This is a genomic window from Porifericola rhodea, from assembly GCF_030506305.1.
Classification (GTDB): domain Bacteria; phylum Bacteroidota; class Bacteroidia; order Cytophagales; family Cyclobacteriaceae; genus Catalinimonas; species Catalinimonas rhodea.
The window spans coordinates 1,921,988-1,936,065 of sequence record NZ_CP119421.1 but is presented as its reverse complement, the minus strand read 5'-3'; the positions used below and the strand labels follow the sequence as shown (position 1 = coordinate 1,936,065).

Annotated in this window: 11 protein-coding genes; 6 read left to right on the top strand and 5 right to left on the bottom strand. The window is 43.9% G+C overall.

The genetic code is table 11. The features are described from left to right. Window positions 1-110: 110 nt before the first annotated feature. Window positions 111-1,430, bottom strand: a complete 1,320-nt coding sequence (gene rimO, locus PZB74_RS07945; RefSeq protein ID WP_302241976.1) for a 30S ribosomal protein S12 methylthiotransferase RimO — start codon at window positions 1,428-1,430, stop codon at window positions 111-113. A 207-nt stretch (window positions 1,431-1,637) separates the two neighbouring features. On the opposite strand from rimO, the gene PZB74_RS07940 reads away from it, so the two are divergent. From PZB74_RS07940 to PZB74_RS07930, 3 genes are read left to right on the top strand one after another with little or no spacing between them, the layout of a single operon-like run. Continuing rightward, window positions 1,638-2,468 carry a DUF6452 family protein gene (locus PZB74_RS07940; RefSeq protein WP_302241975.1) on the top strand — a complete coding sequence of 277 codons (831 nt, stop codon included), beginning with the start codon at window positions 1,638-1,640 and terminating at the stop codon, window positions 2,466-2,468. Next, window positions 2,452-3,177, top strand: a complete 726-nt coding sequence (locus PZB74_RS07935) for a DUF6048 family protein (RefSeq protein ID WP_302241974.1) — start codon at window positions 2,452-2,454, stop codon at window positions 3,175-3,177. The genes PZB74_RS07940 and PZB74_RS07935 overlap by 17 nt, the downstream gene beginning before the upstream one ends. A gap of 2 nt (window positions 3,178-3,179) precedes the next feature. Beyond that, complete coding sequence (locus PZB74_RS07930) at window positions 3,180-3,830, top strand: YiiX/YebB-like N1pC/P60 family cysteine hydrolase (protein ID WP_302241973.1); 651 nt, start codon at window positions 3,180-3,182, stop codon at window positions 3,828-3,830. Window positions 3,831-3,843: 13 nt separating this feature from the next. On the opposite strand, the gene PZB74_RS07925 is transcribed toward PZB74_RS07930, so the two are convergent. Together PZB74_RS07925 and PZB74_RS07920 are read right to left on the bottom strand one after the other, a co-directional pair. Further along, window positions 3,844-5,436: a glycoside hydrolase family 140 protein gene (locus PZB74_RS07925; RefSeq protein ID WP_302241972.1), complete on the bottom strand. Its 1,593-nt coding sequence runs from the start codon at window positions 5,434-5,436 to the stop codon at window positions 3,844-3,846. Window positions 5,437-5,618: 182 nt separating this feature from the next. Next, the gene (locus PZB74_RS07920) at window positions 5,619-6,338 is read right to left on the bottom strand and encodes a DUF952 domain-containing protein (protein WP_302241971.1); all 720 of its coding nucleotides are present in this window, start codon (window positions 6,336-6,338) and stop codon (window positions 5,619-5,621) included. Window positions 6,339-6,515: 177 nt separating this feature from the next. Between PZB74_RS07920 and PZB74_RS07915 the strand changes: the two genes are divergently transcribed. Next, the gene (locus PZB74_RS07915) at window positions 6,516-7,682 is read left to right on the top strand and encodes a trans-sulfuration enzyme family protein (RefSeq protein ID WP_302241970.1); all 1,167 of its coding nucleotides are present in this window, start codon (window positions 6,516-6,518) and stop codon (window positions 7,680-7,682) included. Here PZB74_RS07915 and bshA read toward each other — a convergent pair. Then, a complete protein-coding gene (bshA, locus tag PZB74_RS07910) occupies window positions 7,679-8,824 on the bottom strand; it encodes an N-acetyl-alpha-D-glucosaminyl L-malate synthase BshA (RefSeq protein ID WP_302241969.1) in 1,146 nt (381 codons plus the stop codon). The two genes, PZB74_RS07915 and bshA, sit on opposite strands and share 4 nt — an antisense overlap. A gap of 18 nt (window positions 8,825-8,842) precedes the next feature. Next, entirely contained in the window at window positions 8,843-11,653 is a 2,811-nt protein-coding gene (locus tag PZB74_RS07905; protein ID WP_302241968.1) for a serine hydrolase, read from the bottom strand. 167 nt (window positions 11,654-11,820) lie between these two features. Here PZB74_RS07905 and PZB74_RS07900 point away from each other — a divergent pair, with 167 nt between their 5' ends. Both PZB74_RS07900 and mutL read left to right on the top strand, forming a co-directional pair. After that, a complete protein-coding gene (locus tag PZB74_RS07900) occupies window positions 11,821-12,174 on the top strand; it encodes a hypothetical protein (protein ID WP_302241967.1) in 354 nt (117 codons plus the stop codon). Window positions 12,175-12,179: 5 nt separating this feature from the next. Continuing rightward, entirely contained in the window at window positions 12,180-14,075 is a 1,896-nt protein-coding gene (gene mutL / locus PZB74_RS07895) for a DNA mismatch repair endonuclease MutL (protein WP_302241965.1), read from the top strand. Window positions 14,076-14,078 lie beyond the last annotated feature (3 nt).

Genomic DNA, 14,078 nt, shown 5'->3' with positions numbered 1-14,078 from the left:
GTGAAGAGCATAGTATAGTTACGTCGGCACTTTTATAAAGTTTTAGGCACAAAGCCGTGTAGTAAAAGAAGGGCAGGCATTTAATGTAAATACCTGCCCTTTGTGCTGTCTTAGCTCTTGACCTCTGGCTCGCCAAAAAGATCAAACTCACTGGCATCCACAATTCGGATGTCGGCAAAATCGCCCACTCTGAGGTAATATTTGTCGGCGGGAATAATCACCTCATTATCTACTTCTGGTGAGTCAGATTCTGTACGCCCCACATAGTTGCCGCTTTCTTTACGGTCAATCAGTACTTTTTGTACGCTTCCGATCTTATCCTGATTAAGCTCGTAAGAAATTTTTTCCTGTAGCTCCATCACTTCATTTGCACGTGCCTGTTTAATTTCGTCTGGCACATTGTCTTCCATCTGATAGGCATGTGTACCTTCTTCGTGAGAATAGGTAAAGATTCCCAGCCGGTCAAACCGCATTTTCTGCACAAAATCCACCATATCTGCATGATCCTCTTCAGTTTCTCCGGCATGACCTGCAATGAGCGTCGTTCGTAAGGCAATATCAGGTATTTTGTCGCGAATCTGATAAATCAGTGACTCCGTTTTTTCGCGAGTTGTACCCCGGCGCATAAGCTTAAGCATGCGGCTGGAGCCATGCTGTAGTGGCATATCCAGATAATTGCAGATGTTAGGTCGTTCAGCCATAACATCCAGTACATCCATAGGAAAGCCCGAAGGAAAGGCGTAATGAAGACGAATCCAGTCAATACCCTCTACATCGGAAAGGCGCTGTAGTAGTTCTGCCAGATTACGTTTACCATAAAGGTCCAGGCCATAGTAAGTAGAATCCTGCGCTATCAATAGCAGCTCTTTAGTACCATTACGCGCCAAAGACTGTGCTTCTTTCACCAGGGTGTCTATAGGTTTAGACACATGCTTGCCTCGCATAAGCGGAATAGCACAGAAGGAGCAAGGGCGATCGCAGCCTTCTGCAATCTTCATGTACGCATAGTGGCGAGAGGTAGTCGTTATTCTTTCCCCTACCAGCTCATGTTTGTAATCTGCTTTAAATTTTTTGAGCAGCAGAGGTAATTCCATCGTTCCAAAGAAAGCATCAACTTCAGGGATTTCACTTTCCAGATCGTCGCGATAGCGCTGAGAGAGACAGCCGGTTACATATAATTTATCAATTACTCCCTCATTTTTGGCATCAGCATAACGCAAAATAGTATCTATAGACTCTTGCTTGGCATTGTCTATAAAGCCGCAGGTGTTTACGATAATCACATTAGCATCGTCTTTTTCTGACTCATGGGTAGCATCTATCTGGTTGCCCTTAAGCTGGGTTAGCATCACTTCTGAGTCTACCAGATTTTTAGAGCAGCCCAGTGTGACTACATTTACCTTATCTTTTTTAATCCCTTTTGTTTTCAAACTCGCTTTCTTTTTAACTTTCGGCAAAATTACTAATAAATCAAGACAGCGCTAATGTCTGTGCAAGTCAGAACAAGCCTTTTTTCATTTTCGTTTAATGGATTCTATATTTCGCACAGCATTTGAGACGTTTCTTTATTCATGAAGCACATATTTATAACTGCACATCGCTATTTTTTTATTTGGGCCTGCCTTATGCTTCTTGGTATGAGCGCCTGTCTTGATGAGGATGTAAGCTGTGTCACCGATTCTTACGATACCGTCCGTGTCAATTTTCTAAAGCTGGACCAGAGCAATGCCCGTACCGACACTCTTTATTTTGAGTCTATTCAGGCGGCTAATGGTGCTTTTCTGGATGTGCAGGACACTGCTCTTAGCAGCATCAGCCTACCGCTTAACCCTTCGGGTAATCAGGTATCGTTTTTTATTAACTGGCGAGAAGATAGCGCGGCTGTATTGCAAACCGATACGCTTGTTATTAGCTATGAACGTGAACAACGCCTTATTTCTCCTGAATGTGGGGTAGAGCAGCGTTTTGTATCTCTCAGCAGTAGCAAAGTCGCCTTTGACTCTATCCGGGTAGCTAACCCTGACGTAACCTTATATACTAACCCAAACCTAAGCATCTATACCTGCCAGTACGAATACACTAATGTGGTAAGGGCCCGCTTCTTCGTCCGCGATACCGCTACGCTGGCAGAACAAGCCACCTCTTTACAGATCAATAGCATAGTAGATGACCAGGGAAACGTGATACAAAATACCCCGGCTACTCTGGAACGCGTAAGCCTACCAGTAGATACTGACAGGAGTAACACCAGCTTTATGTTTGAAATAGAAAATGCTGATGGCCAAATTGTGAACCGCCGTTTAAATGTTTCTTACTTTGTAGATGAAATCCAGATATTTAACTGCTTCCCCCAGACCAGAGTTAGCGGACTGGATGTAGATAGTGATGACTATGATTTTGTTGATGTGGAGGTAGATGATGATGAACTTAAAACCAACAATAGCAGTAACCTTGAAATATTTTTTTAGCATACTTCTACTCTTCTCATTAGTCGGGCTGTGCCAGGCGCAGCAGGGACAAAATAAGGTGGAGGCAGATACCGTAGAGAGGGAAAAAATGCAGCTGGCTTATTTACCAAGCGCCCTACGTATAGGCCCAGCTGTCAACACGCTAATACAAACTGCTATTGACGACCAGGGCACTTACTATGGATTGCAGGCAGATCTGGCTATGGGCCGCTTTATGCTGGGTTTTGATTACGGACATGCGGAGTTGAGCCGCCAGAGCGAAACGGGAGTTCCCGCTTCTGAAGCCTACCAATACACAAGCAACGGAGACTATTACAAAATTGGTGTAGACGTTAACCTGCTTCGCGACAAAAAAGCGGATACCTATGATGCCCGTGGTGATATTATTTACTTTGGACTTAAGTATGCCTTTAGTATTATAGATGATGAGGTTAGCTTCAGCACTTCAGAAAACTTTTGGGAGACCTCCGCTATCAATCAGCGTAACGAAAACCTGATGGTAAGCTGGGTTGAGATGAATGCTGGTGTAAAAGTAGCCATTTTCAAACATGTATTTTTAGGCTATACACTACGCTACCGCTTTGCTCAGAACTCTGCCGGCCGTAGTTCTCTGGTTCCTTATCGTGTGCCTGGCTTTGGGAGTGGAGAGGACGAAAGCAACTTCGGCTTTGATTATCATATATTTTACCAGATTCCTTTCAGAAAGTAACCATGCATAAGCTATTTGCACTGCTCAGTTTGTTATTGCTTTTTAATCCGCTGACTGCACAACCTGCCTATCAGCCCCAAGCCGGAGACATTCTCTTTCAGGACCTGGACTGTGGCCCCTATTGTGAGTCGATAGAAAAAGTAACAGAGGGGATAGACGGTGCTGACTTTTCGCATATGGGCATACTGGTGATGCAAGAGGGTCAGCCTTACGTTTACGAGGCGGTATCTAAGGGGGTATTAGCGACACCGCTAACTGATTTTCTAAAAAGAAATACTAATGAAGCTGGCCAGCCTAAGGTAATGATTGGGAGACTTAATACGAGCTACCAAAAACTCATTCCTGAAGCACTGAAAGAGGCTAAAGGTCTGCTGGGCAATGCTTATGATGATATTTACATTGACGGAGATGATCGTTATTACTGCTCTGAACTTATTTATGAGATTTTTAAGAGAGCCAACAAAGGCCAGCCCCTTTTTAAACTAGCCCCCATGACTTATATTGACCCGGATACACAAAAAACCTTTCCTATATGGGAAGACTATTTTAAAGAAAGAGGTGTAGCTGTACCAGAAGGGGTGGCGGGAATTAACCCAGGACTCATCTCACGCTCGCCCTATCTACAGATTATTTATCGCTACTACCAACCCTGATCATATACGTTTTTTATTTTTCCAGAATTAAGATCCAATCACCCTCTGCCGGAGGGGTCGCCTGTACCAAATTCCCTGCACTTTTTAGCTCGGCTTCGGTATAACTATTCTTAACCGGATTGAACCAGCGGGCTTTATAATCAATATTTTGTGGGTTTCTGAGTTCTATAGCTGTTTGCAAAGGTGTATACACCAGAATGGTACTATAATCATCTGTGCGCAGGAGTGAGACGTAATGCTCCGACCGCTGCTCTCCCGGCTGCTGTGTAAGCAGTTCGTGGTCGGGCTTAAGCTCCCACCATTTAAACTGTTGAATAAACTCAGCCAGATAGCCCATCTGCAAACTACCTGGAAAGTTCAAGCTTTCACGCCAGGTGCTGGGGCTTTCTTCGCTTAATGAGCCATGGTTTAGTATTTTTTCGCCTTTGCGAATCCAGGGCCATATGCCGTTGGCTCCATAACTTATACCCGCTACTGGTGTAGCAAACAAACTCCAATATGAGGCATTTCGCACGTGGGTGTCGGTAGTCCTGAAGTAAATTTCTTCATAGCAGGGCTCCAGGTTAATCAAAGGGCGGGCTGGTAGTTTATGCCATTTCTTTTTCATAGGCCCTTTGTTTATCCAGTCTATCGTACCACTACCTATGCCGTGGCTAGACTGATAACCTACTACATCCAGCCAGTCTTCATCAGCATAGGCATCTCCAATCCACGAACGTCCCATAGGGTGCTGAGCAACTACGCCGGGGTGCTCTTCTCCAAAAACGGCTTGACCAATATTTTTCCAGCGCTGTTCAAAAAGGCTTACATACAGGCCATCACCACCCAGAAACCAGACTACATGATGCGCCCCATAGCGGGCAACCATGTACTTTGCCAGCTTAATAGCCTCCTCCTGAGGTAAAGCATATCCGGGGCTCAACTCTTTACCTTCGCCTTTGGGCAAAGCCCATAAGAGTACGGGCGCCGCCACCAAGCCATATTCATTAATTTTGTCTACTTTTTTATCCAGATGCTGGAAAAAGCCAGGGTTAACTTTGATTTTACCCTGTCCGCTATAAGCTTTTTGTAACTGACTATTTACGTCTGCTCCCCGCCATTGCGTAGCTACAAATTGTATGGCCGAATAGTTATTTTGCTTACGTTGGCTCAGGTAATCGTCCCATTCTTTTTCTGTAGACTTTAGTGGGCCATTCCAGGCGGTACAGGCCAGCCAGAAAAATGGGTCACCATTTGCATAGCTTAAGTGGTAGTCTCCATCAATATGAATTATATTTCCTTTTTGGTGGAGGGCGTGTTTGCTCGCGCTTTTTTCGCAGCTAAAGTTTCCTTTCTGGGCATGCAGAGCCAAGTTCTTTGGGTCTGAGCAATATGTCTCATACCGCCACTCTCCTGCTTCATTAGGCATAAATCGCAGCTTAAAATTGCTGCCCCCATCCCAGAACCCATTAATTTTGTGCTTTTTACCCGAAGGAGCAGTAAATACAGCATAAAACTCTTCTAAATCGTACAGGGGATTGGCGTAAAGGGAGTCACTCTCAAAAGAAAGCTCAAACTTCATCCACTGTTGGGCCGTATCTTGCCCGTAAGTCATTGATCCTATCATGATTAAGCATGAAAATAAGACAAAAATTTTGTTTGTCATCATCATTCTCGGTTGTTGTACGTAGTAGTAATATAGTTTAGCACTTCTGCAAAGCCAATGATTCAGGTAAAGAGCTGGTAATAAAATATAAGTAGCATGCTACACTAATACTATTGTTAAGAAAGCACTCAGATAATTTATGCTCAGAACAATTCAGTTTTGATGATGGCCTCTCGGTTGATGCTTCCATAAACATGGGCATATAATTCCGGAGCACCCCTCTCGCCAGGCTCATAGCGAATTTCTGCTTTTACTTGTAGCGGGTTGATATGTAAAACACTGAAATTATGCTGCCGATGATGTTTTTGCTTCTTCCACCGTGCTAGCTGTGCTGGCGATAAAAGCCGTACATAGCCCTTATCGTATAAATCTTGTGTCGCGATATTATCCTGCTGCTCTGTTTGCTCCCACTCCTGTAGGGGGAGTACAAGGTATAACTCATTGCCTCCCTGAAAAACATACTGGCGAGCAAAAGACAGAAAAGCTTTGAGGTTGGGACTTATATCATTTAGAAAAAAGTCATGGTCTTTTACGCTATCTCTAACCACCAGCACCGGATGCTGTTGCCAACCTAAATAAAGCAGTGCGCTCCCTAAAAAGAACACAAACATAAGTGGCCAGGGATTATAAAGATTAAGAAAAATAGCTAATAGGCTCAGTGGAGCCATAATTCCTCCACTAACTAGCGGAAGCATAATTCTACGCTGACCAAAACTTAGCGCTTTAATATGCTCTTTGTCAAAGCTAAACACCTTACCCTTGTATACCACTACTAAACGTTGGGAGGTAAGAATACACTTATTCTCTTTATCTTCTGCCTCATGCAAGTAGGCAATCGCTATGTTTTCCTCAAATGCTGTCATTCCAGATCGGAATATAGAATATATTCGTTAATTCAATAGCGCTTACTAGATCTGAGGCCTTTAAGTTTCACTATTTATTGGCGGTTAGACTAAGCCTGCAATATATATAGTGCTGTGTTGTAGTTTGGCGCTATTTTTATCATATTCCCGCTTTAAATGACTTACCTAGCTTAGATTATGAACGAGCAAAGCGGAAAGGCCACACTTTGTGTACATGCCGGAAAGAATGCCAGCCTCAATAGCGAAGGTGTAAATACACCGATATTTACTTCCTCAGCCATTGACTTTCTAGATCAGGATGATGTTCGCTACCCCCGAAATTTTAATACGGTTAACCAAAAAGTAGTATCAGCAAAAATCGCTGCTCTGGAAGGTAGTGAGGATGGCTTACTTTTTGGCTCTGGTATGGCGGCAATCAGCAATAGCATACTAGCCCTGGTGAGAAGTGGGGACCATGTTCTTTTTCAAAAAGACCTATACGGAGGCACTTATCAGATGGCTACACAAATGCTCCCTCAGTTTGGTATTAGCTATAGCTTTTCCGAGCCTACTTTAGAAGCAATGGAAGCAGCTATTCGCCCAGAAACTAAGCTCATCTATATAGAAACTCCTTCTAACCCTTTGCTAAAAGTTACTGATATGGAGATGGTAGCGGGTCTGGCTAAGGCTAAAGGTATTCTGAGCATGATTGACAATACTTTTGCTTCTCCTATCAATCAAAACCCGATAGCTTTCGGCATAGATATAGTGGCACATAGCGGAAGTAAGTATATGGGAGGCCATAGCGACCTGCTTTTTGGAGCTATTGCAACATCGCACCAGCTACGTCAACAAATTAGTGAAGGGGGAAAAATTCTGGGTAGCAATGTTAATGCTACTACCTGCGCTTTGATTGAGCGCAGCCTTAAAACTTTAGCATTAAGAGTAGAGAAACAGAACGAAAATGCTCAGGCTCTAGCCGAGTTTTTACAAGAACATCCGCGAGTAGAAGCTGTCTACTACCCTGGACTACAAGATAGCCCGGAGCATAGTATTGCCAGCCGACAGATGAAAGGCTTCGGAGGCATGTTATCTTTTGAACCCGCACTACGCAGTGGAGCAGAGGCAGAGTCGCTCATCAGAAAATTTAAAGTAATAGCTCCGGCGGTAAGCCTGGGAGGAGTAGAGACTATCGTAAACATGCCTGCACGTACCTCTCACTCCCTTCTTCCGGCAGAAGAACGAAAAAAGGCGGGTGTAAAGGATGTATTACTCAGACTATCAGTAGGAATAGAGGATAGCGAAGACCTGATGCGCGACCTGGATCAGGCGCTTCAGTTTGCTGGCATCTATGCTACTTCTTAAGAGAGTGCCACATTTTTCTGCTTATCTAATACTTCCTGATAAAGCTTTTCGTAAAGCGGAACGATGTGGCTTACTTCGAACTCTTTGGCTCGGGCTAGGGCTCTTTTCTTGAAAGCATCCAGCCGCTCAGGTGAAGATAGTATATAAATACTTTTTTCGGTCATTCCCTCTATATCACCTACTGGTAGGACATAACCGGTTTCCCCATCAATATTAAGCTCAGGAAGGCCTCCCGCATTGCTTGTCACCACTGGCACTTCGCATGCCATAGCTTCTAAAGCCGCTAAGCCAAAGCTTTCTTTTTCTGAAGGCATCAGGAAGAGGTCTGCTACAGAGAGTACTTCTTCTATAGCTTCCAGCTTACCTAAAAATCGAATATCTTCACAAGCTCCTAACTCACGGCATAACTTTTCCACATTGGAACGCTCGGGGCCATCACCTACCATAAGTAATTTGGCAGGCACCTTTTTGCGCACTTTATCAAAAACTCTCACTACATCTTCCACTCTCTTTACCCGACGAAAGTTAGAGGCATGTACAATCATACACTCATCGTTGGGGCAAATAGCTCTTTTAAAATGCTCTTTCTTCTGGCGTTTAAACCGGTCTAAGTCTACAAAATTAGGAATGACCTTGATGTCTTTAGTAATGTTAAAGTAATCGTAGGTTTCGGTACGAAGATTCTCCGAAACAGCGGTAATACCATCAGAAGCGTTAATACTGAAAGTTACTACTGGCGCAAAAGAAGCATCTTTACCTACCAATGTGATATCGGTACCATGTAGCGTAGTAACTACCGGAATACTGATGCCTTCGGTGGCTAGTATCTGCTTTGCCATATAGGCGGCTGAAGCATGGGGGATAGCATAGTGGACATGTAGCACATCCAGTTTCTCATACTTTACTACATCAACCATTTTGCTGGAAAGCACTAATTCATAAGGCGGATACTGAAAGAGCGGATAAGTTCTAACATCTACCTGATGATAAAAGAGATTTTCATTGAAAAAATCCAGACGAGTAGGTTGAGAATAAGTAATAAAATGAACTTGATGGCCTTTTTTGGCCAGGGCCTTACCCAGTTCGGTAGCCACTACGCCACTACCGCCAAAGGTAGGATAACAAACTATGCCTATTTTCATCTAGTAAAAAAATGAAGGTCAACGACCGTTATAATCATTCATTGCACGGTATACTACCGATTGTATTTTTGTACGCACTCCTTCTGTAAGAAGTTTTGTATTTCGGGCACTAGGGTGAATACGGTTAGATAGAAATATATAAACCAGATCATATTTTGGATCAACCCATACCGAAGTACCCGTAAAGCCAAGGTGGCCAAAAGAGCTGTAAGAAGCTTCCGGAGCAGTAGGCCCGCCATCTCTCAGGTATTCGGGCTTATCCCATCCCAGGCCTCTACGGCTATCGTTGTACTGTCTGAGTGTAAAGCGGTTTACCGTTCCTTCCTGAAAGTAACGATCTCCCCCATAAATACCATCCTGTAGGTTCATCTGCATAAGCACTGCCAGATCATGAGCATTACTAAACAAGCCGGCATGCCCAGCTACTCCCCCATAAAGAGCAGCCCCCTCATCGTGCACCGTCCCTCTTACCAGTGTGTTTCTGAAGTGTCTGTCGTTTTCGGTAGGTGCAATTCTATCTAAAGGAAACTTCTGAAGGGGCCGATAGGAGAGTGTCTTCAAACCTAAAGGATCGTAAAAGTTCTGGTTTAAGAAAGCATCCATTGACTGGTTAGTCACGCGCTCTACCAAACGATGCAGTATAAAAAAGCTCAAATCACTGTAGCGATAATTGTAGTCAGGCTTCCAGGAGGGGCTTCTTCTACCTCTTTTCTTCAATAGCTTGGAGTCTACTGTCCATTGCCATACAGAGTCTTTCAGGCTACTGATTCCGTATAGTCCCTCGGCCACCTGCATATTAAAGTCACCCTCTTCCTCTTTGCGGTAAAAATCGTCACTTAGCCCTCTTCTATCTTTAGTCATAGACCAGAAAGGAATAAATGAGCGCAGCCCTGCTCTGTGCAGAAGGACTTCTCTTACTGTAATATTTTCTTTGTCTGTACCCTTTAGCTCAGGTAAGTAAGTAGATATTTTCTCGTCAAGTTCTATAGTGCCTCTTTCCTGTAAAAACATAATCGCCTGCATGGTGCCTGCTACTTTAGAAACAGAGGCAATATCGTATATTGTAGAAGGTGTTATTGGGCTTTCCTTATCATAAGTTTGATACCCATAGGCTTTTTCCCAAATAATTTTTCCCCGGCGGGCTACTAACACTTGGCAACCAGGCGTAGCCTCTTCGTCTATCGCCCACTGAGCCAGAGAGTCTATTAACTGTAGCGTATCGGCATTTAAGCCAACAGCTTCGGGTAAAGAATAACCTAGACGTGCTAGCTCACGTGTGCTTACACCAACACCAGCCGCTAGTGTTTTTGAGGCATTTACCGGCAGCCTACCTTTGGCACCTAATGCTCCAAACAAAATTTGCGGGGCTACCTGCTGCGCTATTGGGTCTTCGTCATAAGCACAAACCAGAGAAGGAAAGTCTTCCAGCTCTACCAAATGTTGGGGAGGCGTGAAAGCTACCAGTGTAACATTGGTTTTTTTTCTTAAAAACTTAAGAAAGGTAAGCAGCTCTTTATCTATTTCTTTTTTGCGTTTGGAGGGGTGTTCGTACAGAGCTACCATCACATGCCCAAACTGACTTATCTGCTTGTATAATGTATTGTAGTTTATGTTCTTTCTGCTGTTTTCTATGTAGTAGTGTGTGAAAGGAGCATAGTTGTCCAGCATTTTTTGAAATGGGCTGGTTCCTGGCTCTGTTAAGTTAACCGAAAGAGAAGCAAAAGAGGTAGTATCCAGAACGCGAACCGGAATCAGGGTTTCCTGATTACGAACAACAGTAATCGCTTCCTCATACAAATATTGTTTAAGAAGTTGTGCTTCCTGGCTGGCATATTCTTCAGTTGTAGCTAAACGCCTGCCGTAACCGTCTAAACCTACCAGGTATTTGGCACTTAAAATTTTGCTAACACGCTGGTTGATATCGGCCATACTAAGCTCTCCTCTTTTCAATGCTGCACGTACTCCTTCTACCGCCGAGCTAATATTGGTACCAGCCAGCACCATATCATTGCCTGCCTGAATGGCCGCTACTGCCTGTCTGCCCATATCTCCTTCCGCAGGGGAAAGCATATCAGAAAACACCAGCCCTTCCAGCTTCAGGTATTTCTCATACAGGTAAGTATCGGGTACAGCATTGCGCAATAAGAAAGAACGATCTGCTATTTCGTCTCCTTTTTCCGTAAAATTGAGCTGAGCTACCAGCTTACCCTTTTTAGGATGTGGAGATGCGGCTCCTCCTCCTACACCGGCCATAGCCACTGGAGATGCCAGAGGATACTGTTTGTAACATGGTATTAAACCATGATCTTGCATGCCCTGCATATAAGTAAGCCCTTTAGCGAAGGCCTGTCCGAAATCATCACTTAGTACATCTTCGTACTCATTCCCCTGCACCATACCATTTTTTACATCCAGTATGGGAGCCATATTAATATGTATGCCCAGGCGACGGCACTCTCTCGCTACTTCTTTGCCTATATCGTAAAGGTAATTGGTATTTTGTACTGCCCCCATAGCCGCGAAAGAAGGAAAGCTCATAGCGCTATCCAAACTATTGCCTGCTCCCAATCGTGCATTTAGCCCCATCAACAGAGGCATAGCGGCATTTTTTTGCAAAGCCAGGGCCGTCTGTAGCTGCGCTGATGACTTGCCACCATGTACCAATACTCCTCCGGCATTGTGTTTCTGTAGCAAACGATTAACCTCAGCGACATCCACTTCTCGACTATTATCATATAAAGAAAGCATGAAGAGCTGCTCTATCTTTTCATCCAGACTCATGGTATCCATCACACTTGCTACCCACCTCGCTTTTGGCATCCTATCCATAGGGTGGTTAGCCTTTGCCAAGGGCACGAACAGGAGACAGAAAAAGCCTATTACGATGTGGGGGAAAAGAAAGTGCTGAAAAACTTTTTTCAACATAAGGACGTTCTTCATTTGCGATTTTAACAAATATTTGGCCTATTTAGTGCTGCATACAAAAGAATACAGAGATGAAGTTCCCTACACTTACCCGTCTGCCAAATTATAGACGATTTAATGTTGAACCACGCTATTACGATCCCGTAAAAGAAGATATAGAGGAACGTACCAGCAGAATTAAGCAAGAAATAAGCCAACTCCGAGAAGGAGGGAGCTCTCATCAGACCTCTGGCATAGCCGGATCCTTCTCTAGAAGAGCTAACTATACTAAGAATGCCAATATTTTACAAATGGTCATTCTTATTTCCTTAATAATATTCATTGGGGGCTACCTATTATATGGTAATGATATTTTTTACATATTTTTGCTCATCGTTCCAATCTATTTCTATATCAGAATTAGAAAATACTCGAAACGGAGGTAGCATACATGTCAGATGTCATTCAGCTTCTGCCTGATGCCATTGCTAACCAGATTGCAGCAGGTGAAGTAGTGCAGAGGCCGGCTTCAGTAGTCAAGGAGTTATTAGAAAACGCTATAGATGCGTCCAGTGATCATATCTGTGTCGTGATAAAAGACGCAGGCAAAACCCTGATACAGGTTAGGGATAATGGTGTGGGCATGAGCGAAACTGATGCCCGTATGAGCTTTGAACGCCATGCCACTTCTAAAATCAGGCGTTCAGAGGATATCTATGCCATACATACACTCGGCTTTAGGGGAGAAGCCCTTGCCTCTATTGCTGCCGTAGCACAGGTAGAAATGGAGACACGCACCCGCGAGCAGGAATTTGGCACCTGCCTGAGTGTGGAGGGTTCTGTGTTTAAAGATAGTGAACCTATAGCTACAGAAATAGGCACTTCTATCAGTGTAAAGAATCTTTTTTTCAATGTTCCGGCACGGCGTACTTTTTTGAAGTCAAATTCAGTGGAAATGCGCCACATCATAGACGAATTTTTCCGGGTGGCCCTTGCCCGACCTGATATTTCTTTTGAGTTTTTCCAGAACGACACCCTAACTTATGATTTGGCAAAGGGCAAACTGAGCCGACGCATTGCGGAGCTTTTTGGAGACAGCTACCGTAAGCAGATACTTAGCTGCCAGGAAGAAACTCCCACTCTAAAAATTTATGGTTATGTAGGAGCGCCGGAACATGCCAAACGTACACGTGGAGAGCAGTTTTTCTTTATTAATAAGCGGTTTATAAAAAACAGCTATCTCAACCATGCAGTAATGAGCGCCTATGAGGCCATGCTACCAGAAGGCTCTTTTCCTTTTTATGCGTTGTTTATTGAAATTGATCCGGCGGACATAGATGTTAATGTGCACCCCACCAAAACTGAAATTAAACTAGCTGATGAGCGAACAGTCTATGCTATAGTACGTGCTGCTGTTAAGCGTGCCTTGGGTACCAACCTGGTAACTCCCTCATTAGATGAGCAGGAGAACGAAGAAAACCACTTTAGCGTACTAAGTCGCATTTCTCGTGGAGAAGATCGTTCTTTACGCCATTCTGCATCTGAGCAGAGCAGCCCCCAGCGTGCTTTTAAACAAAACTCCGCTTTAAAAAAAGCCGACACTTCGCAATGGGAGAACTTGTATTCTCAGCCTCAGGATCAGTCGTATTTTAACTTTGATGATAGCCCGGCTGATCATCCACACACGGAAAGTCCTGAAGAGGAAGAAAATGCACTTACTTTTCAGAGTGCAGCTAATCGCATGCCCAGTGGTGGTTCGCTCTTTCATGATAGTACACACGGTACCAGTGAGCAGCCTTTTCAGGTTCATCAATCTTATATTGTAATACAGGTGAAGTCCGGGATGATGATAATAGACCAGCAGGCTGCGCATGAGCGTATCCTGTATGAGCATTATGCTCTGGCTCTGGAGCGCCGCTCCGGGGTATCTCAGCAGTCACTTTTTCCTCAGACTTTAGTGCTTAACCCTGCCGATATAGCTTTGGTACAAGAGCTACAAGACGAGATTAGCGCTTTGGGCTTTGACTTTACTATTTTTGGGCAAAATACCGTAGTTATTAATGGAGTACCCACCGATATTAAAGGTGGAAACGAGAAAGAAATTTTTGAAGGACTGATAGAGCAATATAAAAGCTACCAGTCCGACCTATCCAGTAATAAGCGTGAGAGTGTGGCTCGTTCTATAGCCCGCCGAATGTCTGTAAAGAAAGGACAAAAACTTAATCCGGCAGAAATGAGTACACTTATAGACCGTCTTTTTGGTTGCCTCCATTCAGACTATGCACCAGATGGGCGTAAGACTTATACCATACTGGATCTGGATCAGATTACCGACTTTTTTAAATAATAC